Source organism: Enorma massiliensis phI (assembly GCF_000311845.1).
Classification (GTDB): Bacteria; Actinomycetota; Coriobacteriia; order Coriobacteriales; family Coriobacteriaceae; genus Enorma; species Enorma massiliensis.
In genome coordinates this window covers 915,776-939,310 of record NZ_HE978574.1, presented here as the reverse complement: position 1 = coordinate 939,310, position 23,535 = coordinate 915,776, and the positions used below count along the sequence as shown (strand labels likewise).

General features: G+C 63.1%; 18 protein-coding genes, 1 pseudogene and 1 riboswitch. Of the genes and pseudogenes, 12 read left to right on the top strand and 7 right to left on the bottom strand.

Translation table 11 applies throughout. From position 1 onward, the window contains the following. The 3 genes and pseudogenes from HGEM_RS10335 to HGEM_RS03865 all read right to left on the bottom strand — a co-directional run. Positions 1 to 676: pseudogene (locus tag HGEM_RS10335) on the bottom strand (hypothetical protein); the annotation flags it as partial. Further along, positions 676 to 1,341 (bottom strand): transaldolase family protein, encoded by a 666-nt coding sequence (locus HGEM_RS03870; protein ID WP_019128097.1) that lies wholly within the window; start codon positions 1,339 to 1,341, stop codon positions 676 to 678. The pseudogene HGEM_RS10335 and the gene HGEM_RS03870, both read right to left, overlap by 1 nt. 757 nt (positions 1,342 to 2,098) lie before the next feature. Then, entirely contained in the window at positions 2,099 to 3,301 is a 1,203-nt protein-coding gene (locus tag HGEM_RS03865; RefSeq protein WP_019128096.1) for an amidohydrolase, read from the bottom strand. Between the two features lie 167 nt (positions 3,302 to 3,468). Further along, a riboswitch (Lysine riboswitch) is annotated at positions 3,469 to 3,634 on the top strand. 10 nt (positions 3,635 to 3,644) lie between these two features. Here HGEM_RS03865 and HGEM_RS03860 point away from each other — a divergent pair. The 8 genes from HGEM_RS03860 to HGEM_RS03825 all read left to right on the top strand — a co-directional run bounded on the left by HGEM_RS03860 (position 3,645) and on the right by HGEM_RS03825 (position 11,812). Then, positions 3,645 to 4,964 (top strand): diaminopimelate decarboxylase family protein, encoded by a 1,320-nt coding sequence (locus tag HGEM_RS03860; protein ID WP_019128095.1) that lies wholly within the window; start codon positions 3,645 to 3,647, stop codon positions 4,962 to 4,964. A gap of 39 nt (positions 4,965 to 5,003) precedes the next feature. Next, positions 5,004 to 5,894 (top strand): 4-hydroxy-tetrahydrodipicolinate synthase, encoded by an 891-nt coding sequence (gene dapA / locus HGEM_RS03855; RefSeq protein WP_019128094.1) that lies wholly within the window; start codon positions 5,004 to 5,006, stop codon positions 5,892 to 5,894. Next, positions 5,887 to 6,636, top strand: coding sequence for a 4-hydroxy-tetrahydrodipicolinate reductase (gene dapB, locus HGEM_RS03850; RefSeq protein ID WP_019128093.1), 750 nt, complete (start codon positions 5,887 to 5,889; stop codon positions 6,634 to 6,636). Before dapA ends, dapB begins: the two co-directional genes overlap by 8 nt. Before the next feature lie 204 nt (positions 6,637 to 6,840). Next, positions 6,841 to 7,563 carry a 2,3,4,5-tetrahydropyridine-2,6-dicarboxylate N-acetyltransferase gene (gene dapD, locus HGEM_RS03845; RefSeq protein ID WP_019128092.1) on the top strand — a complete coding sequence of 241 codons (723 nt, stop codon included), beginning with the start codon at positions 6,841 to 6,843 and terminating at the stop codon, positions 7,561 to 7,563. A 210-nt stretch (positions 7,564 to 7,773) separates the two neighbouring features. Next, the gene (locus tag HGEM_RS03840) at positions 7,774 to 8,781 is read left to right on the top strand and encodes a nucleoid-associated protein (protein ID WP_019128091.1); all 1,008 of its coding nucleotides are present in this window, start codon (positions 7,774 to 7,776) and stop codon (positions 8,779 to 8,781) included. Positions 8,782 to 8,975: 194 nt separating this feature from the next. Next, complete coding sequence (locus tag HGEM_RS03835) at positions 8,976 to 9,305, top strand: rhodanese-like domain-containing protein (RefSeq protein WP_019128090.1); 330 nt, start codon at positions 8,976 to 8,978, stop codon at positions 9,303 to 9,305. Next, positions 9,302 to 11,011 (top strand): FAD-dependent oxidoreductase, encoded by a 1,710-nt coding sequence (locus HGEM_RS03830; protein WP_019128089.1) that lies wholly within the window; start codon positions 9,302 to 9,304, stop codon positions 11,009 to 11,011. Before HGEM_RS03835 ends, HGEM_RS03830 begins: the two co-directional genes overlap by 4 nt. 81 nt (positions 11,012 to 11,092) lie before the next feature. Continuing rightward, positions 11,093 to 11,812 (top strand): Crp/Fnr family transcriptional regulator, encoded by a 720-nt coding sequence (locus HGEM_RS03825; RefSeq protein ID WP_230197214.1) that lies wholly within the window; start codon positions 11,093 to 11,095, stop codon positions 11,810 to 11,812. A gap of 85 nt (positions 11,813 to 11,897) precedes the next feature. Here the strand turns inward: HGEM_RS03825 and HGEM_RS03820 are convergent, their stop codons facing one another. Next, positions 11,898 to 13,166, bottom strand: a complete 1,269-nt coding sequence (locus tag HGEM_RS03820) for a DUF2974 domain-containing protein (protein ID WP_019128087.1) — start codon at positions 13,164 to 13,166, stop codon at positions 11,898 to 11,900. A 305-nt stretch (positions 13,167 to 13,471) separates the two neighbouring features. Between HGEM_RS03820 and HGEM_RS03815 the strand changes: the two genes are divergently transcribed. From HGEM_RS03815 to HGEM_RS03800, 4 genes are read left to right on the top strand one after another with little or no spacing between them, the layout of a single operon-like run. Beyond that, a complete protein-coding gene (locus HGEM_RS03815) occupies positions 13,472 to 14,311 on the top strand; it encodes a hypothetical protein (RefSeq protein WP_154646800.1) in 840 nt (279 codons plus the stop codon). After that, a complete protein-coding gene (locus HGEM_RS03810; RefSeq protein ID WP_019128085.1) occupies positions 14,308 to 15,363 on the top strand; it encodes a DUF2705 family protein in 1,056 nt (351 codons plus the stop codon). Before HGEM_RS03815 ends, HGEM_RS03810 begins: the two co-directional genes overlap by 4 nt. Next, positions 15,360 to 16,103 carry an ABC transporter ATP-binding protein gene (locus HGEM_RS03805; RefSeq protein ID WP_019128084.1) on the top strand — a complete coding sequence of 248 codons (744 nt, stop codon included), beginning with the start codon at positions 15,360 to 15,362 and terminating at the stop codon, positions 16,101 to 16,103. The genes HGEM_RS03810 and HGEM_RS03805 overlap by 4 nt, the downstream gene beginning before the upstream one ends. Before the next feature lie 47 nt (positions 16,104 to 16,150). Next, complete coding sequence (locus HGEM_RS03800; RefSeq protein ID WP_019128083.1) at positions 16,151 to 18,868, top strand: helix-turn-helix transcriptional regulator; 2,718 nt, start codon at positions 16,151 to 16,153, stop codon at positions 18,866 to 18,868. 53 nt (positions 18,869 to 18,921) lie between these two features. Here HGEM_RS03800 and HGEM_RS03795 read toward each other — a convergent pair whose 3' ends face one another. The 3 genes from HGEM_RS03795 to HGEM_RS03785 all read right to left on the bottom strand — a co-directional run bounded on the left by HGEM_RS03795 (position 18,922) and on the right by HGEM_RS03785 (position 23,390). Further along, positions 18,922 to 19,872, bottom strand: a complete 951-nt coding sequence (locus HGEM_RS03795) for an L-lactate dehydrogenase (RefSeq protein ID WP_019128082.1) — start codon at positions 19,870 to 19,872, stop codon at positions 18,922 to 18,924. Between the two features lie 148 nt (positions 19,873 to 20,020). Then, a complete protein-coding gene (locus tag HGEM_RS03790) occupies positions 20,021 to 21,184 on the bottom strand; it encodes a pyridoxal phosphate-dependent aminotransferase (protein ID WP_019128081.1) in 1,164 nt (387 codons plus the stop codon). 157 nt (positions 21,185 to 21,341) lie between these two features. Next, complete coding sequence (locus HGEM_RS03785) at positions 21,342 to 23,390, bottom strand: NAD(+) synthase (RefSeq protein WP_019128080.1); 2,049 nt, start codon at positions 23,388 to 23,390, stop codon at positions 21,342 to 21,344. Positions 23,391 to 23,535 lie beyond the last annotated feature (145 nt).

Sequence of the window (23,535 nt, the reverse complement as noted above, 5' to 3'; positions counted from 1 at the left end):
CCCGCTCGTCCCCCGCAGCAGAAGCCGCCTGCGCCGCCGCAAGCGCTGCGGCTGCGGCGCGCTCCGCCTCGACGTAGGCCTTGGGCTTCCGGCCGCGGCGATGCGGGCGAAGCGCCGGGTCGACGGCAGGGGCTGCAGACACGGCAGCATCATCTGCAACGGGAGCCGTCGCTGCATCTGCAGCAGCCTTGTCTGCGTCACCGGCGGCCTTCTTGGTCCTCTTCGAGGTGCTGCGCGGCTTGGCAGAAGCCTTTGCGGGCTCGCTCGCCTGCACGGCATCGCCCGGAAGCGCCGCCTCGCCAGAGGCAGCCGTAGCAGCATCGGCCGCATCCGCCGCCTTCTTGGTGCGGCGCGTCCGCGTGGCCTTAGCGGGGGCCGTCAGCGCTTCCTCCGCGCGAGCGGCGGCGCGGCGCTGCTTGCGAACGATCGACGCCTGCGAGATCTGCGCCAGGGCGCGCGCCTGCGCGACCTCGGCCGTCACTTCACCGGCCGCCGCCTTCGATGCGCTCGGCGCGTCAGGCTCGCTCGAAGCGGATGCCGGCGCCTTCTTGGCGGCAGGCTTGGCCTCCTCTGCCTTCTTCGTCGTACGACGGGCACGGGTGGTGCGGCGCGGCTTCTCCTGCGCCTCGGAAGCTCCTGTGCCGGAGCCGGTGGTGGTGTTCGTATCCTCTGCCACTATGCCTGTTCAACCTTCTTCCAGTCTTCCAAAAACGATGCAAGGCCGCGGTCGGTGAGCGGATGCTTGACGGCCTTCTTCAACGCGGCGAACGGAACCGTCGCGATATCGCAGCCCATGAGGGCGGCTTGGGTGATGTGATTCGGCGTGCGAATCGAGGCGCCGATGATTTCGACCTCGTGGCCGAAATCATAGTTGTGGATGGCGGCGCACACGTTCGAAAGCTGCTCGACGCCATCCTCGGCGATGTCGTCAAAGCGCCCAACGAAAGGCGAGATGTAGCGCGCGCCCGCACGGGCGGCGAGCAATGCCTGGGGAACGGTGAACACGAGCGTCATATTCACCGAGATGCCCTCCTGCGCCAGCGCATGCGTCGCTGCCAGGGCCTCCGTGCACACCGGAAGCTTGACGACGATATTCGGAGCGATGCGCGCGAACCGGCGACCGTCCTCAATCATACCCTCCGTGGTATCGGCACAAGACTCAGCCGAGACCGGCAGGCCGTCGCATACGGCGCAGATGGCGCGCATGTGGTCCTCATACCCAGCAAGCGTACCTCCCGTCTTGGCGTACAGCGACGGATTCGTGGTAACGCCCGAGATGACGCCCCAGCTCACCGCCTCGCGAATCTCGTCGAGATTCGCGGTGTCGAGGAAGAATTTCATCTTCGACCTCCTAGTCTTGGCATTATGATCCCAGGTCGCAGCGACAATGCGGCCTGGCAGTCTGCCCGAGCCGATATTCCTGGCAACCGATATGCCTGCGAAACATGCGAAAAGCGAATGACATGCGTATATGGCTATGATTTTGAGCGGAATATGCTGCTTATGCGTTCGGCATGGTTGCAGTGTATCACAGGTGAGCAGCGTTGGTGAGCGTGAGCAGGCGATGCATGCATCGGCATAAAGAACAGGCATAGCTACGATCATTCTCAGCAGTAGTTTTGCCGCAACTAATATCGAACATATGTTCTTTTTCTGCTAAAAAGGTGATATTATTTAACTAAGCGAGCGGGCGGTGCCCTCCGAGTCCAGCGGGGTAGATGGAGGGATCCCATGCAGAAGCTCACCCAGCTGCTGCTTTCGGCGGCAGTGCTTCTTGCTCTGGTCTTATTGGCCTACGAGATGCTCGTCTAATCCGAGCCTAGGGTGATGCTTGACGCAAAAGGGAACAGCCGCCTTGGTGGAGACGGCTGTTCAGCGTGGGCATCACCCACAAGAAAGTTATCCACAGGAGGGCTTAAAACCTTCTGCTCGACACGAGTATACCCCAAACGGCGCCCCCGTTCGCCGCAGGGTATACTCGGTTTTTCGTTCCACATATCCCTAGCCTGAGCCCCATCGAGACGACCCCAGACTCAGCGCAACATGTTCGGCTGAGCTCGAGAACAAGCCTCCAAAGAGTTGGGGGAAGGCAGCTTCGCTATACGCCGAAAAGAAGCTGCTGGTACGCCCGGACGCCGCGCAGCAGCACGCGCTCGTCGAAGTTGAAGGTATCGGCATGGAGCGGGATGCCGGTTCCCGTCCCCAGCAGGAAGAACACACCCGGCAGATAGCGTTGATAAAACGCGAAGTCTTCGGCTATGAGGAGCGGTTCGGGCACGCGCTCGAGCTCCGGTAGCGCCTGCGCGGCCTCCCCGAAAAGCGTCCCGTCGTTTACCACGGGTGGATACCCCTCCGAAAAGTGGAGGTCGAAGGTGCACCCCTCCTCATCGGCAGCAGTTTGCGCCAACGCACGGACCTCGTCCTGCGCGCGTGCGAACATATCGTCCGAGAACACCCGGAGGCTGCCCTCCACGCGCGCCTGCCCGGCAACGGCGTTTCGCACCGTACCTGCCGTCATATGGCCAAAGCGCAGCAGAAACGGCTCGTCCTGCTCCAGTTTTCGCGAAAGCCACTTCGATCCCACCACGAATCGCGCCGCGGCCCCCAGGGCGTCCCGACCATCCCTCCACTTCGCGATATGGCTCGACACGCCGTGGAACGTGATGGTCGTCTCGCTCGAACGCGCGAGCAGCGGGCCAGGCCGCGATGCGAGGCTGCCCGCGGGCAAATCGGGCCAGAGGTGCATGCCAAAGATGCGCGTAACGTGGTAGCGCTCGAAAACGCCGCTCTCGCACACGCGCTTCGCGCCGCCCGTGGTCTCCTCCGCCGGCTGGAACACGAAGAGAACGTTTCTGGGGAGCTGCTCGGCCTCACCGGCGCCGCCTGCACCCCGCGCCACGCGATCGACCCATGTGGCCGCCGCAAGCGCCATGGCCATGTGGCCATCGTGGCCGCAGGCATGCATGCGACCGGGGTGCTCGCTCGAGAACGCCGCTCCGCTCGCCTCGTCGATGGGAAGCGCATCCATATCCGCCCGGATCGCCACCGTCTCGGCGCGACCGAGGTCGAAAAACGCGCATACCGCCCCCTTGCACGGCTCGAGGACATCGCACGAAAGCCCGCTGAGCACGCTGCGCACGTAGGCGATGGTCCGAGGCAGGTCATCGTCAAGTTCGGGAATGCGGTGGAGGTCGCGGCGGTAGCGCGTGAGCTCGTCGAGGAGCTCCTGGCCCTCGACGGAGCTGAGAAGGCCCTCGCCATCGGTGGCGGAGGCGTTGAAAGGCGGGCACGCGTGCGGCATGGCGATCACTCCCTACATAACGACCACGACATTGTAGCGTCTCGTCAACGCGCGCGAGGCGGTGGCTCGCCTGTGGCCGCGTGGCGCACCGCGTGTAACCAACCGGAAACCTAACGGCAAAACGAACGAAACGGGCCGGCTTCGCGCAGGCCTATGGTACAGTTGACGCACTTGATAGAGGCGCGGGCGAGATTGAGCGCGGGCGAGCCGGCAGGCAGCGACCCCGCAGCAAGGCGGACCCGCCGAACACGGCAACCGGGCGCGGGCGCCGTGTGGGCTTGCGGGGAACACTCGTAAGACTGTCTGCAAGCATGCAGGAGCGCTATCAGCCAAGGAGTTTGCCATGAAGCGAACGTTTGTCACGAAGCACCAGCTGGTCGACATCGCCGGCCGCTACCCTACCCCATTCCACCTCTACGACGAGGCGGGAATTCGCGCCAACATGGAAGCCGTGCGCGAAGCCTTTTCCTGGAACCCCGGCTTCCGCGAGTATTTTGCCGTCAAGGCCAATCCCAACCCAGCGCTCATCTCGATCCTACGGGAATACGGCTGTGGATGCGACTGCTCGAGCTCGACGGAGCTCATGATCGCCCGTGCCCTCAATGTGCCCGGCCCGGAAATCATGTTCTCGTCGAACGACACGCCCGCTGCGGATTTTCGCCTTGCACGCGAGCTCGACGCCATCGTGAACTTTGACGACATCAGCCATATCCCGTTTTTCGAACGCGTCGCGGGCCCCATTCCCGAAACCGTGAGCTGCCGGTTCAACCCCGGCGGACTCTTCCGTCTTGCCAACGACATCATGGACAACCCGGGAGATTCGAAATACGGCATGACCGAGGAACAGCTTTTCGAAGCATTTCGGATGCTTCGCGAACGCGGTGCCAAGACCTTCGGCATCCACGCCTTCCTCGCCTCGAACACCGTCACGAACGACTACTACCCCGCGCTCGCGCGCATTCTCTTCGAGCTTGCTGTGCGCCTGCAGCGCGAGACGGGGGCGCACGTTGGGTTCGTGAACCTCTCCGGCGGCGTGGGCATCCCTTACCGGCCCGATGAGCCCGCCAACGACATCCGCGCCATCGGCGAGGGCGTGCGACGCGCCTTCGAGGAGATTCTCGTGCCGGCGGGCATGGGGGACGTCGCCATCTACACCGAGATGGGACGCTTCATGCTGGGGCCGTACGGCTGCGTGGTCACACGCGCTATCCACGAGAAGCGCATCTACAAAGACTATATCGGCGTCGACGCCTGCTCTGCCGACCTCATGCGTCCCGCGATGTACGGCGCGTACCACCACATCACCGTGATGGGGCAGGCAGACGGCCCGGACAAATCGCAGGAGGCGGCCACGCGCACCTACGACGTCACGGGAGGGCTCTGCGAGAACAACGACAAGTTCGCCATCGACCGCAAGCTCCCCGAGATTGAAATCGGCGACCTGCTCATCATCCACGACACCGGCGCGCACGGGCACTCGATGGGCTACAACTACAACGGTCGGCTTCGCTCGGCAGAAGTGCTGCTTCGCACCGATGGGTCGACGGAGCTTATCCGCCGGGCAGAAACCCCCGCCGACTACTTCGCCACGCTCGACGTGCTGCCCCAAGGGCGCGCGCTGCTCGAGCACGTCGCCATACACGAGACAGATGAGACAGATTAACCCGGCACAACTGTCTCATATCAACAGGAAGGAGCAACGATGGACGTGCGGCATCTTGAAGGGTCGATCGTCGCGCTCGTAACGCCATTCAACGACGACGGAAGCGTCGACTTCGAAGCGCTCGACCGCCTCATCGAATTCCAGATCGAAAACGGCACCGACGGCATCCTCACACTCGGCACCACCGGCGAGAGCTCCACGATGTCGCATGAAGAGGACAACGAGGTTTGCCGCTTCGTGGTCGAGCACGTTGGCGGCCGCGTACCGGTCATCGCAGGCTCGGGATCCAACAGTACCGAGACCATGCTGGAAAAGAGCCTCGCCTACCAGAAGCTCGGCGTGGATGGACTGCTTATCATCACGCCGTACTACAACAAGGCGAACGAAGAGGGCATCTATCGCCACCTCGCGACCGTCGCAGACGGAGTCGACATCCCCTGCATCCTCTATAACATCCCCGGGCGCTGCGGGTGCTCCATCTCGGCCGCGAACATGGAGCGGCTTGCCCAGCACCCCAACATCATGGGCGTGAAAGAAGCGAGTGCAAACGTCGCATTTGCCGCGAGTATCGCGCATCTCATTGGGCCCGAGTTCCGCATGTTCTCGGGCGAGGACGGCATCGCGGTGCCGCTCATGTCGCTCGGCGCGAGCGGAGTCATCTCGGTTTGGGCGAATGTGCAACCCGCGCTCGTGCATGAAATGTGCCGCGCCTACCTGGACGGCGACACCCAGCGCGCACGCGAGATTCAAATTGCCGGGCAGCCGCTCGTGCACGCGCTCTTCAGCGAGGTCAACCCCATCCCCGTCAAGGAGGCGCTCGCCCAGATGGGGCTCATCAAGGCGAACTACCGCCTGCCGCTCTGCCCGATGTCGGAGGGTGCGCGCAGCGGGCTTACCCAGGCTATGAAGGAGGCTGGTCTTCTTGCTTAGCATCGTTATCTGCGGCACGGGCCGCATGGGAACCCTCATCGACCGCACCGCCCGTGAAATGCGCGACGGCGCGGGCGAACCGCTGTTCGAGGTGGTGGCGCAGGTCGGCTTTGAGGTGAAAGAGCTTGAGACCGCCCCTGCTGCGGAGATCATCATCGATTTCTCGAACGTGGCCGCACTCGACGCTGTCGCCGGCTACGTGCGCAGGACCGGCGCCGCCTTGGTAAGCGGGACCACAGGCCATTCGGATGAGCAGCTCGCGGTCTTGCGCGAACTGGGCAGCATCGCCCCCGTCGTGTGGTCGGGCAACTACTCCATCGGCATCGCGGCGCTCAGGCACCTTGTAGCCCAGGCGACGCGCGAACTCCCTGGTTTCGACATCGAGATCGTGGAGACGCACCACAACCAGAAGGCCGATGCGCCGAGCGGCACGGCAACGATGCTGCTTGACGAGGTGCGTGCAGCAAAGGCTGAGTTGGGCGCCGGCAGCGTGAAGCCCGTGTACGGACGCGAGGGCCTCTGCGGCGCGCGCGATACGCAGGAAGTAGGCATCCACGCCCTGCGCGGCGGCACGGTGGCGGGCGTGCACACGGTATCGTTCTTCGGACCGAGCGAGGAGGTTTCGCTTACGCATCGCGCCGAAAGCAGGGAGATCTTCGTGAACGGGGCGCTCGCGGCGGCGCAGAAGCTCGTCGTTCGCGACAAGGGGTTCTTTACCTTCGACGAGGTGATGTTCGGGTAAGGGTAACGAACGGGGCGGCACGGAAGGTTTCCTGCTCGAGCAGTCCTCGCCGGCGCTCGCGCCGGCTGCGGAACTCGCGATAAACCTTCCGCGCCGCCTCTGCGCAACGGCCGCCCAATCGTCTAGCGCAGACGCTATTGTCTATGCAGGCATGGGCTTCTGCGCCGCGCTCGCTGAAAGAATTTGTCATAGAAAGGGTTATTGATGGCTGATAACGGCACCAACATGAATGCTCAGGAAATCATCGACTTCATCGCTTCGGCTCCTAAGAAGACGCCGGTAAAGGCATACATTCGGGAAAAGCCGGGAGCGACGATTGAGTGGGGATCGTTGCGTGTGTATGGTTCTCCGGAAGGGCGCGTGGTCTTTGGCGATTGGTCCGAAGTCTCTGCCCTGCTGGAAGCTAACGCCGACGCGATCGAGCACTTCGACATCGAGAACGACTGCCGCAACTCCGCCGTTCCGCTTTTGGACCTCAAGGGCGTGAACGCGCGCATCGAGCCCGGCGCGATCATCCGCGACCGCGTGTCCATCGGCGACAACGCAGTCATCATGATGGGCGCGATCGTGAACATCGGCGCCGTCATCGGCGAGGGCACCATGATCGATATGGGCGCCGTCCTGGGCGGGCGCGCCACGGTAGGAAAGAACTGCCACATCGGCGCCGGGACCGTGCTCGCCGGCGTTGTTGAACCCGCAAGCGCTACGCCCGTCATCATCGAAGACAACGTGATGATCGGTGCGAACGCCGTGGTGCTCGAGGGCGTCCGCGTAGCCGAGCGCGCCGTGGTTGCCGCTGGCGCCGTGGTCGTTGAGGACGTTCCAGCCGGCGCTGTAGTGGCCGGCGTTCCCGCGCGCGTCATCAAGCAACGCGACGACAAGACCGACAGCAAAACCGGCCTCGAGGAGGGGCTGCGTCAGCTCTAGGACGAGTATGCAAAATCGAGCAAGCGCGGGAGAGGCCGACTGCGCTCCAGCCAGGCTGGAATGCGCAGCCGGCCTCTTCCGGACCTTTTCCCGTTCTCGCGCAAGTTCGAGGCTCGAACCTTCCCACCGCGTGGATTCATGCGACAATAGAGGCTCTTTGCGCGGCCCGCTTACGCCCGCGCAGACCATCACCATCGGAAGGCCTCGTCCATGTTCAAAATCAACCACGCGATCTTGCACGTCATCGACCTCGACTCTGCAGTCAACGTGTTTTCCCAGCAAGAGCTTGAACTCGAGACGCGCTCGACGCGCAATTTCGTGGCCAAGCACCTGCGCCGCGCCCGTACCGCCGACGACAACCGCCGCGGCACCTTTGCGGAAGAGAGCGCATTCGCCACGGAGCTCAAGCGCTACTTCTTCGGCGAACGCGACTTCATCGACCTCTCGCTGCAAATCGCCGAGTTCCTTGGCGGCGAGCTCGCCCGCGCCGATAAACCGGAATCCACCGACATTCTCGTTGCGGATTTCGAAGACGAAGACGACATCCGGTGGTTCGCTATCTTGCTCATGACGAGCCGCATGGCATTCATGCACGAGGTGGCCGATCAAAATGGCTCCGTGCGCAACGACATCGCCCGGCATTACGCCATCCTACCCAACCCGTCACAGAAGATCTCGTCTTACGCGCTCGTGCGCGCGAGCACGCTCGAGGTGCTCTACCAGGACAAGAAGCGCAGCATCGCAGGCCAAGACACCATGCTCATCCCCGACGGCCTGCTCCAATGCGAGGCGGGCGTGTCCACCAAAGAGATCATCGACACCGTAACGCGCGTGGTCGCCGAGGTGGCCGAGGAGCACGGCGCGAACACGAGCGTGGCGCTCGCCATGGCGAAAGCGGCGATGGTCGAGCATGTGGAGGAGGACGAGGAGCTTCCACCTTGGGATATCGTGGACGAGGCCTTTGAAGACGAGCCCGTGCTGCGCGACCGCGTGAAGGAAGCGCTCGAGGAAGAGCACCTGCCCGAGCGCGTTCCCGTCGAGCGTTCGCAGGTGCAGCGTGCCGCCGTGCGCAACCAGAAGATTCGCACCGACACGGGCATCGAAATCTCTTTTCCCGTTGAAATGGGAAAGAACCCCGAGTACATCACGTTCAAGAACGAGCCGAACGGCCTCATCTCGATCGAGCTGAGAAACATCGGAGCCATTGAGAGCCGATAGCTCCCCTAACCAAAAGTGAGACAGATTGAGACAGTTGTGCCGGGTCAATCTGTCTCATAAGACAAAGCGAGACAGATTGACCCGGCACATCTGTCTCACATCCGTCTCATGCGTTGGTGACATCGTCACTGACAAGCGGGACCGCCCCGTCCTATGCTCCCCTTGTACGAACGCATCCTACGAGGGGAGCCGCGATGTTCCTTAACGCACTGTTCGGACCCAATATCAACGAGCATATGCAGCAGGCAGATGCCGTGGCAGAGAAGACCGTGCTCGACGTGCGATCGCCCGAGGAGTTTGCCCAGGGCCATCTTCCGGGAGCGGTGAACCTGCCGCTTGACCGCATCCGCGAGGCACCGCACCACGTGCCCAACCGCAACCGCTCGCTCTTCGTGTACTGCCTTTCGGGCGCTCGAAGCGCCTTGGCATGCCGCTCGCTCGCGGCGCAGGGGTACACCAACGTTACCGATATGGGCGGCATCAACCGCTGGAGAGGGCCGCTCGAGATGGGAGGCAACGCATGAAGGTAGTCATCATCGGCGGCGTGGCTGGCGGGGCCACCGCCGCGGCGCGCCTGAGGCGGCTGAACGAGGCAGCCGAGATCATCGTCATCGAGCGCACGGGATACGTAAGCTACGCGAACTGCGGGCTCCCCTACTACATCGGCGGCGTCATCACCGATCGGGCCAAGCTCACCCTGCAGACGCCCGAGAGCTTCTGGGACCGCTTCCGCATCGACGTGCGGGTGCGCCAGGAAGCGGTATCGATCGATCGCGGCGCCCGCACCGTGAGCATACGGCGTCTGGACGACGGCAGCGTCTATGCTGAACGCTACGATAAGCTTATCCTCTCGCCCGGCGCGCGACCCGTTGATCCCGGCGTGCCCGGCACGGATTCCGACCGCCTCTTCACCCTGCGTACCGTTGAGGACACCTTTCGCATCCATGACTTTGTGGAGCGCGAGCACCCGCAGGCGGCAACCATCGTAGGCGGCGGCTTCATCGGGCTCGAGATGGCCGAAAACCTGCGCGAACGGGGGCTCGACGTCACCGTGGTGCAGCGCGGAAGCCACCTCATGCCCACGCTCGACCAGGATATGGCGGCGATTCTCCACAACCACCTGCGTAAGCATGGCATCCGCGTGCTGCTCGATGCGAACGTGACCGGCTTTTCCGCTTTGGACGGGGGCATACGCACCGCACTCGCCGAAGGCGCTCCGCTCGACGCCGACCTCGCGATCATGGCGGTGGGCGTGGCACCCGAAAGCACGCTCGCGCGCGAAGCGGGGCTCGAACTGGGGCTCCGCGGTGCGATCAAGGTGGATGAGCACCTGCGAACGAGCGATCCGGACATCTACGCCGTGGGCGACGCCATCGAGGTGAAGCACGCCGTCACCGGAAAGCCCGCGCTCATCGCGCTCGCCGGCCCCGCCAACAAGCAAGGGCGCATCGCGGCCGATAACATCTGCGGCATCGACCGCACCTTCAAGGGTTCGCAGGGCTCATCAGTCCTCAAGATGTTCGACCTCACCGTGGCCACGACCGGGCTTACGCTGCGCGCGGCGCAGGCAGCGGGCCTTGCCGCCGATGCCGTGGTGCTCACTCCGGCGAACCACGCCACCTACTACCCCGGTTCCGAGAGCCTGGTCATGAAAGTCGTATTCGAGCAGAATACCGGCCGCATCCTTGGCGCCCAGATCGTGGGCGGAGCGGGGGCCGATAAGCGCATCGATGTTATTGCAACCGCGATCCGGGCGGGCATGGACGCAACCGACCTCACCGAGCTCGACCTTGCCTATGCCCCTCCCTACGCCTCGGCAAAGGACCCGGTAAACATGGCGGGATACCTCATCGAGAATATCCTTGAGGGGCGCGTCGAACAGGTTGGCTGGAGCGAGGCGCTCGAACTCGCGGCGTGCGAGCACGACAGCGAGGCAAGCCCCGTTCTCCTCGACACGCGCACTGCCGACGAGGTTGCACGCGGCAGTGTCGAAGGGGCGCTCCACGTCCCCCTCGACGAGCTGCGCGAACGTCTTGATGAGCTTCCCAGCGGCCGCCGCCTCCTCGTGTTCTGCCAAAGCGGCCTTCGGAGCTACGTTGCCTGCCGCATCCTGACGCAGCACGGCTTCTCCTGCGCGAACGTTTCCGGAGGTTACGGATTCCTTGAGCAGACCCTCCGCGACGGTGCGCTTCCTCCGAGCGGCACCGGCCCATGCGGGCGGCAGGTGTAGCAATCCGACGCAAGCGGCAGCCACCCCTTCCTCGCACATGCGCCGCAACAAGCCATACGCACGGCTCCCATCTGGTCTACCATGGAACGAACACCCCTCGACCAGATGGGAGCCACGTGCCCTATGCCCGCCATCGAAGAGCTGCTCGCGCAGCGCATCCCCTTTTGGCATAACCTGATCGCCGCCGAGAAGCAGGACCTTGTGAGCAGCGCCCGAGTGGCTCGCTTCGCTGCCGGCGAGCACGTGCAAGGCGCCGGCACGGGCTGCGCCGGCGTGATTTTCATGCTTTCGGGGTCGCTCCGTGCCTATCTTCTCGATGAATCCGGCAAGGAGGTCACGCTCTTCCGCGTGGGACCGCGAGAATGCTGCGTCCTCGCCGCCTCGTGCATCATGCCCATGATCACCTTCGATATCGCGCTCGATGCCACAGAACCTGCCGAGCTCATCGTAATCGACGCCGCGAGCTTCGGGCGCGTTGCGCAGTCGAACGTGCACGCCGAGGCATTCACGTACCGGCAGGCGACTGAGCGCTTCAGCGACTGCATCTGGGTCATGCAGCAGGTGCTCTTCATGAGCTTCGACCGCCGCCTCGCCGTCTTCCTTTCCGACGAGCTCGCGCGCGGCGGGCAGGATCGCATCGCCATGACGCACGACCAGATCGCCCGCCATCTCGGCACGGCGCGCGAGGTGGTTTCGCGCATGCTCAAGTACTTCGAACAGGAAGGCATCGTCGAGCTTTGCCGCGGCTCGGTGACCGTCCTCGACCGCACGCGACTGCGCAACCTCGCCGCAAGCGCGTAGCCCGCGGATGAAACGCAGGCACCGGGTGACTACGATTCATATCGGCCGATGAAACGCAGACACCCGGTGTCCACGATTCAAACTGCTACGATTCCGCCGTTTCATCCTCGTGCGGCATGCGCAAACGGGGAAGCGGCGGCGCGGGAAGCTTCGCCATGGCGCTCGACGCCGCACCCGCAGCCTTAGCAGCCGCGGTCTTCGCCCGCTGCGCCGCGTCGGACACCTTGCCCACCGTTGCAGTCCGAGCAAGAATGCCCAGCGTGCGGGTTATAAGCGAGCGCGTCTCGGGGTCCACCTCCCCTGCCGCAGCAAGCATCTTGGGCACGCTCTCCTGCCAAGAATCGCGAATGTCGGCAAAGCGCGTCGCATCGGTCGCGTTGATCACCTGGAAGAGCGCGTCAATGAAACGCTCACGCTCCTCGGGGGTCACCTGGGCAACCCAGTTCGCGAGCGTGGAATCCACATAGCGCGCGCCCGCCGAGATGCGCTCCACGCAGCGAAACTCCGTGCCGTCGACCACCCACGAGAACGGATTGTGCTGCATGAGCGCGAAGCTCGTGCTGTCCACGATGGAATAGTCCTCCTGGTCCTCGAAGATCATGCCGAAAACCGAAGACCGGGGCAGCGTCTTGTCGATGCGGTCGCGCATGCGGGCAAACCCCTTGCCACGCAAGAAGTTCTCATTGAAGCCGGGACCGTCATGCGAGAAAGCGCGCACGATGCGGTCCTGCTGGGCATGCGGGCACATGATGGCGGCGTACACCGCAAGGTTGCCCCCTTTGGAATGGCCTCCCACGTAGAGCGGGCCGTCGAGCGCCGCAGCGGCCTCCTCCAAGTACTCCTGGGCAGACACCTGCGAGGGCACGGGGCTCTGGAAGGCCATGTTGAAATCTTCCTTCCAGCCCACGAGGGTAGAGTCCGTTCCGCGAAAGGCGATGTAGGAGGAGCCATCTGGGAGCAAAAACGTCGCTGCGGCGAACTGTTCCTCGGTCGCGTCGTCAAACGCCGTGCGATACCCGGCGATGCGCATCCCACGGAAGCGAGGGTTGGCGCAAACGGCGAAGAGCAAGTCGCGCCCGCCGTCTGGATCCCAGCTACCGCCGAGCATCTCCTCGAAATACTCCGCCCTCAAAAGCTCCCCAACAGGAGCCCCCTTCCAGGATGCGATGCCAGGCACCTCGCGCAACAGTCGCCCGGGCAGGCGATAGTAGGAGAGCCATGAGAGGACGAGGCTATCGACGGCGCCGAAGGGTCGCTCGTCGAGCGAGTCGAAGTTCGTCTGCGCATAAGTAACGAACGTGCCACCTGCCTGCCGCTTCGCAAACGCAGGTCGTTCCTTGCTCTCTTTGTCCATGTGCCCTCCATTAATGCTTAAGGCAAATCGAACGTGAATCCAACTCGTCTGTGGGCTCCTCCGCTAAAGCCAGCACTACGAGCAAGATGTTCCACACTACCACGTACAAACCAAGCCGGTTATCCCCCAGCACCAAAAGCTTGCATGAGCCATAGGGCAAATTCATTAACTTACCGGTTTTTGCAGGTTACCACAGGTGTACGACATGACATACGCACTTACATCGGCAACCATTTCCCCTAAAGCTTGCGCCTGACCGCATGGGCGACATCAAGGTAGCCACCTAGCTTAAGAAAGAAGGTAGCATGAGAACAAGGTTGAGTTCTGCAGGGCTCGGGATAGCTCTGCCCCATCCTGCTGTGCTGACCGCTGCAGTCGCCGTTGTCATATTGTTTGACCTTCCATCCGCCTTCTCAACCATGCTCGGCTATTCGGTGCTAAGCGACCGAGAGTTCTGGCTTCGCGACCTCCCTCCCCTACTCGCCATGCCCTACGCACTAACGAACTCGTATGTCCTAGTGCTCGGCATACCGATCTCGCTCTGCCTGCGCATGGCAGAGCGCCTGCCCCTCGCATTCCTCCCGGTCATGACCTGCCATGGATGCAGCCCGCATCGCGTGGTACGCGACCTTTTGCGCGAAGCAGTCTTGCATTCACTGCTATTCTGGCTGGCAACCACAGGAATCGTCGCCATCGCGATGCACATCTGCTGCACGGGAAGCTACGACCCTTCTTATCTTGACACGCTCGCGCAGGCGGGCGCGGACCTCTCGCCCCTGCCCCATGCCGCGCTCATCTCCCTCGTCCTCTGCGCCGAAACCCTCATCGAGGCACTTGGCCTTGCCCTCGTTGTAGCCGGCATCAGAATCATCTCGGCGAACGGAGCCGCGCCTATCGTTGTGCTCCTTGCGATGGTCCTCGCGCGCGACGTCGTCGCACCCCTTGCACTCACGTTCGCCCCGGCTTCGTTGCAAGAGTCCGCAATGTCGATCATCGGGCTACTCGAACCCGACTCTTACAACGAACTTTCCGCCACGCTCTCGCATGCCGCGGCGTTCTCGCTGGCATGCCTGACGGCGGGCGGCGCGTTGGCTGTTGCATGCCTCTGTGCCCCACGCGCCTGCACGAAAGGAGGCCGTTGGTGAACATCTTGCACCTGGCACGACTCGAGTTCGAACGCCCCCTCTCCAGCAGAACGGTCATCGCCTGCACGTTGCTGCTGGCAGCCATTATCGGCAGGTCGTACCTATGTCTCGACACCATCCAATACGACTTGGGTGGCGCGCTCGACGGAACGACGGCCATCGATTTGTTCTACATCGCCATTAACGATACCTGGTGCGCCATTGTCCTCATCCCCATTACGAGCCTCGTGTTGTGCATGAGCGTCTTTTCAAGTGACGCCGCCACGGGCTTCGACCAGCTGCTTCTCACCAAAGTCGCCGATCGGAAAACGCTTTGGCTGTCAAAGGCCATCGCCGTCGCGCTGCGATGCGCAACCTTCGTCGCCATACTTGCCATAACCTTGGCAATCGTCGACCAGGCGCTCTACGCAACCCCACTTCCCACTTCCCGCGTACCCGAATGGCTTGCCTATTCTGGCATTACGGACGAGTATCTGTTGCCGGGCCTCCCAACGTATTCCCTTGTCCCCGAAACCTGGAATTACACGTACTTCATTTTGTTTATCTGGTTCGTCGAAAGCATCATCTGCGCGAGCGTTGTCCTGTTCTATACGGGAATCACCATCCGCTCGGCATTCCCCGCGCTACCCGTACTCGTCGGGTTCCTCGGGCAATTCATCGTGCTTCAACTTCCCCAACTCTTTGCCGACCTCACATTCCTCCTCGATCCGGCGGGGGCGGCGGAACGTGCGGGCGTACCGGTTCGAGGCGTCGTGGTCGACGCGCTCTGCCTGGGAACGTACGCCTGGGGAGCCGGCCTGTTCCAAACGGGCGTCGGCGGTCCGGCGCTGCTCGCACGGGCAGCGAACGAGCTCCCGCTCGATGAAATGGCCCCGCAGCAGGTGGAGAGCCTTCTCCGTGGATACAGCGTTAACAGCTTTGCCACGCTCATCGGAGTGGTCGTTACGCTCCTCATCATCTCTATTGCATGCATCGCCAAACGGTACGCGCTACGAAGAACGCGCAAGGTTCAGGAACATGCCGCCACGACCGAAAGGGGAACCCGCCCATGATGACCACGCTCGAATCATCCTCCACGGCCCCACGCCACGGTTCCCGGGCAACGTCAATCAAGCTGAACGCCCTGTCCGTCACGTTTCGATCAAAACGCGTCCTCGAAAACATCTCGTTTGAAATCAAAACCGGAGAGATCGTGGGCCTTATCGGCCCGAACGGGCAGGGGAAATCTACGCTCATCAGAACGCTCGCGGGGCTTATCGCGCCGAGCGCGGGCACGGGAACGGTCTGCGGCACCGACCTTGGAAGCGGCCATGTTCCCGAGAGCGGCATCATGTTCGAAAATCCCCCGTTCATCGACACCGGAACCGGAAGGTACAACCTTTCCTTCCTAGCTCGGTATTCGCAGAACACAGTGAACGACCTCAACGCCCTCATGCGCCATGTAGGCCTCGATCCAAGCGACGCTACCCCGGTGAGAGCATATTCCCAAGGTATGAGAAAACGCCTAGGCTTTGCCCAAGCGCTTTTGGGAGATCCCCCGCTCTTGCTCCTCGACGAGCCCATGAACGGGCTGGACCCGGAAGGGGTACATATGATGAGGGAGGAGCTGCTCGCCCGCGCGCGGAAGGGCGCGACCATCGTCTTTTCAAGCCATCTGCTTCACGAGGTAGAGCGCCTGTGCACACGCGTTTTCTGGATCGAGCAGCGCGGGGTGCAGAGCATTCCGCATGAGGCGATAGAGCAGAAGGGGCTCGAAATGGAGTATCTTGAGCGGTTGGGGCGTCGAGCTTGATGCCACCTATCCTGCCCAGCCCCGCATGGCGGTCGCGCGCCTTGGCAATGGGAGCGCAAACAGCCCTCATAGCCGCTCCGCTTGCACTCCTTACCCTCAATCTCATAGGCCTACCCCTCGGCGAAGCGCTGCCCGCCCTTTGGGATAGCCGGTTTCCACTCGGCAGGCTCCCCTATCCGCAGGCGCTCTCGAACCTGCCGAGCATGAGCCTCATCACGGTCGTGGTATCTGTTGCCTACCTCTGCTCCCCCCGCGTGCGACGCGCCATGAGGGCGTGCGCAACACGTCCCGCAAGCGCTGCGGGAACGATTGCCGGGGCGGGAATCCTGCTCCTCGTGTACACGGTGAGCCGAGGTGAAGCGAACGCCGTGTTTGAACCCGTCGCCTCCGCCTGCTGGTTCACCGCGCTCCCCCTTGTCGCGCTCATCCTCTATCGCTCTGCGTTCAGATGTTCCGCCCGCATGCTTTCCGGAGCCAGCATGCTCGCCGCGGGAATCGTCTTGCTTGCCTTGCTCCACCCCGCCATCGCAAGCGCGGTCGTGATGCTCGTTGGCTTCAGCGTGCTTGCCATAAGCTGCTCAAAACGCAGGGGCAATCGATGCGAATTCGAAGATACAGGCGTCCCGCGCATCGACGACGCCGCTCCGTGGGCGCATCCTCCCCGACTTCGCATCGACGCCATCCTAATCGGGGCGCTAACGCTCGCCTTCTGCCTGTGCGCGAGCGACGGCAGCCTCACCGCCCTCGAGAGCTGGCCGGTGTGGCTGCCCCTCGACGCGGGCACCTGGCTCAGGCTCAGCATCATGTTCGTGCTCGTCGCCTGCGGATTGACAGGAAGCGTCGCGCTTGGACAACACCGGATCGAAGCGCGATCCCTGCTCCTTCCGGCAATCGGCGGCGCCATCGGAACCGGCGCCGTTATAGCTACCCCTCCCGTCGCGCTACCGACCGCCTTCTCCCTCACCGCGATACTCCCTGCAATGCTATCCGTAGCCTTTGCATGCCCCACGCCTCGAGCGGGACTTCGGGCAGCATCTTGTGAAGAGCCTATCGCCCTATTCCCCGCCCTCTGCGTGCTGATGGCCAGAGCCGCCTCGTTCAACGCTGCATCCATCTATGACGAGGGAGCGCTGGCGACCGCAGGGGTGCACTATCTTGCCATTGTGCTCGTATTGGCAATCGGAGCCGCAACCCTTGCGCACCCGCCATCCAACAAGCTCGTCAATCCTCCAGAACGGTTTTCCCCGTTTTTCGATCGCTACGGCATCGCCGGTCGCGAGCAGCAGATTATCTACGCCCTCTATAAGGGGAACTCCTTCAGCGAGGTGGCGCATGAACTCGGGATCCGTCGATCGACGGCATCAACCTATGCTGAGCGTTGCTACCGCAAGCTTGGGGTCACCAACAAGCGCGATGCACTCGATGCCATGCGTCGGTTCGACGTGTCCTCCACCCAACGCGGTGGGGCAATCTCGATATGGCTCATGCGGCGATGCGCCGCCATCGCGACCGGTACGGCGCGCTCGTGGATTGGCACCTCGCTCTGGATGGGCTGCCTGCTGTTCTCGGTTGGTAGCGCATTCTCGCTAAGGCTTCACGTGTTAGTGCAGGCCAGCAACATCGCCGTAGGCAGCACCATTCCCCTTTTGATGGGAGCGGCGCTCGTCGCGCTCATCCTTCACCGCACCCATGATGGCATCTCGGAGCCCACACCTTCCATTGCCTGCCTCGTCAGCCTTCTATCCCTTGTCGCCACGGCGATGCTCGCGTTCCCGCCTGCAGTCCCTCGCCCCGCATGGGCAACCGCCCTCTTCAGCGAGCTTGCCGCCTACGCGATCATTCCAATTGCAGCCCAGTGCATGTTTTCTATCAACCTCATCGCGTCCCGCAGACTGCCGTTCAGGCTACTTTTGGCAAGCGTCACCGCGGGCGGGCTGTTTACGCTTTCTCACGCGTTTCCAAGCACGGGAGCAACGCTGATCATAGGAGCCCACGCGTTATTGACGCTCGGCACCGCCTGCTTCATCTTGGGCATCCCGGCCGGTAAGCATCGCTCGAACGACGCGCACAGAGAAATCTACCGTATGCGCCCGCTCCAGGTTATTGGGTTCGCGCTTCTAGGAGCCGCCCTCACCGCTGCGCTCACGCGGCTCTCGCCCACAGACCTCATCACCCCGATCGCAGCAACGCTTCCGGTCGTCTTCGCCGCGCTGCTGGCCGCATCAAGCGCACTGGCACTCTCCCTTGCCCGATACACCGCTATTCCAAGCATCCTTCCCGCGCTTCCCCCATATGCATGCGTTTTAGCAGGCGCATGCTGCGCGGGCGGGCTTCCCGCATCGGTCGACGCCACAGTGTCGCCATCCATCGCAACGGGTGCCCTGATGGTAATTGGGCTTGTCTTCGCATGGAGCTATCCGAAAGACGTTCGAACCCGCTATTCGCTCTTCTCGCTCCCCGAGCACCTGCTCCGCAGGCGTCTTGCCCGAAAGGCGCATCTCACCGATGCCGAGCAGACCGTAGCCGTCGGGCTCGCGCGCGGGCTCAGCGCGAGCGCCCTCGCGAGCCAGCTCGTCGTCTCGCCGCATACCATCAGGACGCATCGAAAGCATATCTACCAAAAACTTGGAGTCCATAGTTACCAGGAGTTTCTCGAAGCATTCCAAACCATTGCAAGCAGGAGCCAACACGGCGGGGAAGAAGCTGCCACGGCCCAGAACAAAATCACCGGGTGGAAGAGCTCCTCGCGCCCTCCCACCCGGTGAATCGCTCGCCTTGCGCTATGTTCTTCCAGCCGGCGACGCACGGCCTTCTTTAGCTATGCCTCGAAATCAACCTGGTCGATGATGGCCTTGAGCGCATCGGCAGAGCCGTGCAGCTGCGCCATCTCGTCATCGGAAAGCGCCACCGGCACACGGCACACCACGCCGTCCTTGCCGATGATAGTCGGCATGGAGATGGCGATATCGTTAAGCCCGTACTCTCCCACCATCAAGCTCGAGACAGGCAGCACGCAGTCCTCGTCGCGCATGATGGCGGTGCAGATGCGCTTCACGCTCATGGCGATGCCATAGTAGGTGGCGTGCTTCTTCTCGATAATCTCGTAGGCGCTGTTCTTGACGTTCTCGGCGATGCGCGCTTCGGCGGCCTTATGGTCGCGATGCCCGCGCATCTCGCAAAACGTGTTGAGCGGCACGCCGGCGACCATGGCGCTCGACCATGCCGCGAACTCGGAATCGCCGTGCTCGCCCATGATATAGGCGTGGACGTCGCGCGGGTCGACGTCGAGGTGCTCGCCGAGCATGTACTTGAGCCGCGCGGTATCGAGCACCGTGCCAGAGCCGATCACGCGGCCCTCGGGCAGGCCAGACATGCGTATGGCGGCATAGGTGAGAACGTCGACCGGATTGGCGACGACGAGCAAGATGCCCTTGAAGCCGCTTTCGCGAATCTGCGGAATAATGCTCTTGAAGATCCCGACGTTCTTGTTCACCAGGTCGAGCCGGGTCTCGCCGGGCTTTTGAGCGGCGCCGGCAGTGACCACGATAATGGCAGCGTCCGCGACATCGTCGTACGTTCCGGCGTAAATCTTCATAGGGCTCGCGAACGGCACGCCGTGCACGATATCGAGCGCCTCACCCTCGGCGCGCCTGGTGTCAACATCGATGAGAACCATCTCGGAGAACAGCCCGCTCTGCATGAGGGCGAACGCCGAGGAAGATCCAACGAACCCGCAACCGACGACGGCGACTTTGCGATCGTTAATCATAGGAAACCCCTATCACTCAGCCGGGCGCAACGGCGCCCGATGCAATCGCTACTGATTATCACCAAATCAGCAACATTTCATACGCCGAGATGCCCAGTATGCGCCGAACACGCCGCAAGCACCGCAATGCGCACCGAGGTGCCCCGCATCAGCGGATGCCCGCCGCCTCGATAGCGGCGACGGCAGCACGCAGGCCGTCCGGCGGAAGCACGAGCGCCATGCGCACATAGCCTTCGCCGTGCGGGCCAAAGCTCGCACCCGGCGTGACCACCACGCCCGCCCGCTCCATGAGCTCCTCACAGAACGCCATGGAATCGGTGCGGCCACCGGGAAGCTTCACCCACACGAACATCGAACCATGCGCATTGGGGCGCTCCCAGCCGATGGCCTCGAGCCCGTCGCAGAGCGCGTCGCGGCGCTCCTGGTACTTAAGACGTTGGTTCTCCACCTCATCGAGCGGACCGGTGAGCGCGGCGATCGCGGCTTTCTGGATGGGAAAGAACATGCCGAAGTCGATTTGGCTGCGGAGCTTCGCGAACGCCGCCACCACATCCGCGCGGCCCACGAGAAAGCCGATGCGGGCACCCGTGACGTTGAACGACTTGGAGAGCGAGAAGAACTCCACGCCCACCTCGAGCGCGCCGGGATAGCTCAGGAAGCTGCCGCCGCGGGGCCCGTCGAACACGATGTCGGAATAGGCGTTGTCGTGCACGATGATGAGGTCGTGCTCACGCGCGAACGCAATGATTTCTTCGTAGAGCTCAGGCGTGCCAACGCTACCCACCGGATTCGCCGGCAGAGAGACGATCATGTACTTGGCGCGATCCGCGACCTCGGGGTCGATGCCCGCCACGTACGGCAGGAAATCATGCTCGGCATTGAGCGGGTAGTATGCGAGCTCTCCGTCGGCGATCTTCACACCGGCCTCGAATACGGGATAGCATGGGTCGGGCACGAGCACCGTATCGCCGGGATCGAGCAGTGCCAAGCCCAGATGCCCCACGCCCTCCTGCGTCCCGTTGCAGCTCGCGACCATATCGGGCGTGATGCCCTCCACGCCGAAGCGACGCTCGTAATAATCGCAGACCGCTTGCTTGAGCTCGGGCAGGTCGCCCAGGCTGTACTTCCACTGTGCAGGATCGGCAGCGGCATCGCGCAGCGCTTGGACCACGTGGTCGTACGGAGCAAAATCCGGCGTGCCGACCGACAGGTTGTAGATGGTGCGGCCCTCGGCCTCAAGCTTCAAGCGCTTGGCGTTGAGCGAGCTGAAAACCTCCGCGCCAAACCGATCAAGACGCTGGGAAAACTGCATGGAAGATCCTTTCGTTGACAGCAACTGGTTACCTAGCCAAGGAGGGGCGCCGCGGGAGGCCGCGAATGGCCCCAAATGACCCCGTCCCAAAAGGGGCAAGGCGACGGGGCAGGCCGGAATGGGTCAAAACAACCCCGTCCCATTTTGACCCGTTTTATCATTTTTCGAGGCCATCGATCTCGGCGAGCCAGAGGCGCGCGCTGGCGTCGCTCGGCATGCGCCAGTCGCCGCGGGGGCTGAGCGTCACCGAACCCACCTTGGGACCGTCGGGCAGGCAGCTGCGTTTGAACTGCTGAGCGAAGAACCGGCGGTAGAACACGCGCAGCCAGCTGTGAATGGTTTCGCGATCATAGACGCCCTCGAACGAGCGGCATGCCATTCGGAAGATCTTCCCCGGAGCGAATCCAAAGCGCAGCAGGTAATACAAGAAGAAATCGTGCAGCTCGTAGGGGCCAACCAAATCCTCGGTCCTCTGCGCGATCTGGCCATCGCCCGTAGGAGGCAGAAGCTCGGGCGAGACGGGCGTATCGAGAATGTCGAGGAGCGTTTCTTCAATCTGCCCGCCGAAAACCCCGGCCGCGTAGCGCACGAGGTGGCGCACGAGCGTCTTGGGCACGCTCGCGTTCACGGCGTACATGCTCATGTGATCGCCGTTGTAGGTAGCCCAGCCGAGCGCCAGTTCCGAAAGGTCGCCCGTGCCGATTACGAAGCCGCCCTGCTGGTTGGCGAGGTCCATGAGCACCTGCGTGCGCTCGCGCGCCTGACTGTTCTCATAGGTCACGTCTTGCACCGCGGGATCGTGGCCGATATCGGAAAAGTGCTGTTCGACCGCCGCCCCAATGGGAATCTCACGGAAACTCACCCCGAGCGCCTCGGCGAGCGTCTGGGCATTCGTCTTGGTGCGCACCGTGGTGCCGAAGCCCGGCATCGACGCGGCCGTGATGCCATCGCGCGAAAGCCCGAGCGCATCGAAGGCGCGCACGGTCACGAGCAGCGCGAGCGTGGAGTCGAGCCCGCCCGAGAGGCCGATGACCGCGCGCTTGGTGCCCGTATGGGCGAGGCGCGTCTTGAGGCCGGCGGCCTGCAGGCTCAAGATCTCCTCGCAGCGCTCGGCAAGGTCGCCCGCATCAACAGGCACGAACGGAGCCTGCGGAAAGACGCGGTTGATATCAAGCGCCGAGAGCATGAGGGGCGCCGTGGCGGGAGCGCCCTCCCCTTCTCGCGCCTCACCCCGTGCGGCTGCAAACGAGAACGGCACCTCGCGCGACAAGCCGTGCGAAAGCGGCGAGGGGGCCCAGGTGGTAGAGCGGCGGCGCTCGGCGCAGAGCCGGTCGAGATCGACATCGGCCACAGCCATCTCGCAGCTGAAGAGCGGCGTCTTGGCGAGCACCGATCCGTTCTCGGCGACGAGGTTCTCACCCGCGAAGACCAGATCCGTCGTAGACTCGCCCTCCCCGGCATCGGCGTAGGCGTAGGCGCAGTACAGCCGCGCCGACTGCTGGCTCACGAGCTGGCGGCGGTAGGATGCCTTGCCGATGATCTCGTCCGAAGCGGAGGCGTTTAGGATGACGGTCGCGCCGAGCTCGGTCGCCATAGCGGTCGAAGGCGGCTCGGGAACCCAAAGATCCTCGCAAACCTCCACACCGATGGCCACCGATGAGGCACCCGCATCTTCGCAGCGATAGACGATGCGCGCCCCGAGCGGCACGTCGCGCTGGCCCGCAAACAAGGGGACGATCTTTGGCTCCGCCGGCGCTGGAGTAAACCAGCGGCACTCATAGAATTCGCCGTAGTTGGGAATGTGCTGCTTGGCGGTAAGCCCGAGCAATTTGCCCGCGCAGCACACGGCAGCACAGTTATAGAGCGCCACAGCATGCGCCACGGGAAGGCCTACGGTAAAGATGATGGGGAGGGTGCGCGTCTCTTCGAGAAGCCAAACGAGGGCAGCCTCCGCCTCGCGCAGCAAGGCGCGGTCCAAAAAGAGATCCGCGCAGGTATAGCCGGTTAGGCACAACTCCGGCAATGCGAGCGCGCCCACGCCGCCCTCGGCCGCCGCGCGCACGCACGCGAGGACGGCCTCGGCGTTGCCCTGCACATCTGCCACGCGAATCTTGGGCGTCGCAGCCGCAACGCGAAAGAACCCGTCGCGCGCAGCAGGATCGGGCGATCCCGTGCCGCAGGCCCCCGTGAACATCAGCTCATCCATGCCGAACTCCTTTGCATCGGACATTCTTTGCTCAGTATTCTAACCCGCATTGGTTGTTGCAGCGGGTCGGGGACAGGAAGGGCGCCGTCCGCGCGCGTTCGTTCCACTTTTGGGAATATCTTTTGCGCACGGCATAAGATAACAG

Bases quoted from the DNA above. Each gene is read 5' to 3' on its own strand.
- HGEM_RS03830 (WP_019128089.1), top strand. From the start codon at position 9,302: ATGAAGGTAGTCATCATCGGCGGCGTGGCTGGCGGGGCCACCGCCGCG.
- HGEM_RS03785 (WP_019128080.1), bottom strand. From the start codon at position 23,390: ATGGATGAGCTGATGTTCACGGGGGCCTGCGGCACGGGATCGCCCGAT.
- HGEM_RS03800 (WP_019128083.1), top strand. From the start codon at position 16,151: ATGGGAGCGCAAACAGCCCTCATAGCCGCTCCGCTTGCACTCCTTACC.
- HGEM_RS03840 (WP_019128091.1), top strand. From the start codon at position 7,774: ATGTTCAAAATCAACCACGCGATCTTGCACGTCATCGACCTCGACTCT.
- dapA (WP_019128094.1), top strand. From the start codon at position 5,004: ATGGACGTGCGGCATCTTGAAGGGTCGATCGTCGCGCTCGTAACGCCA.
- HGEM_RS03795 (WP_019128082.1), bottom strand. From the start codon at position 19,872: ATGATTAACGATCGCAAAGTCGCCGTCGTCGGTTGCGGGTTCGTTGGA.
- HGEM_RS03790 (WP_019128081.1), bottom strand. From the start codon at position 21,184: ATGCAGTTTTCCCAGCGTCTTGATCGGTTTGGCGCGGAGGTTTTCAGC.
- dapD (WP_019128092.1), top strand. From the start codon at position 6,841: ATGGCTGATAACGGCACCAACATGAATGCTCAGGAAATCATCGACTTC.
- HGEM_RS03860 (WP_019128095.1), top strand. From the start codon at position 3,645: ATGAAGCGAACGTTTGTCACGAAGCACCAGCTGGTCGACATCGCCGGC.
- HGEM_RS03815 (WP_154646800.1), top strand. From the start codon at position 13,472: ATGAGAACAAGGTTGAGTTCTGCAGGGCTCGGGATAGCTCTGCCCCAT.
- HGEM_RS03865 (WP_019128096.1), bottom strand. From the start codon at position 3,301: ATGCCGCACGCGTGCCCGCCTTTCAACGCCTCCGCCACCGATGGCGAG.
- HGEM_RS03805 (WP_019128084.1), top strand. From the start codon at position 15,360: ATGATGACCACGCTCGAATCATCCTCCACGGCCCCACGCCACGGTTCC.
- HGEM_RS03825 (WP_230197214.1), top strand. From the start codon at position 11,093: ATGGAACGAACACCCCTCGACCAGATGGGAGCCACGTGCCCTATGCCC.
- HGEM_RS03820 (WP_019128087.1), bottom strand. From the start codon at position 13,166: ATGGACAAAGAGAGCAAGGAACGACCTGCGTTTGCGAAGCGGCAGGCA.
- HGEM_RS03870 (WP_019128097.1), bottom strand. From the start codon at position 1,341: ATGAAATTCTTCCTCGACACCGCGAATCTCGACGAGATTCGCGAGGCG.
- HGEM_RS03835 (WP_019128090.1), top strand. From the start codon at position 8,976: ATGTTCCTTAACGCACTGTTCGGACCCAATATCAACGAGCATATGCAG.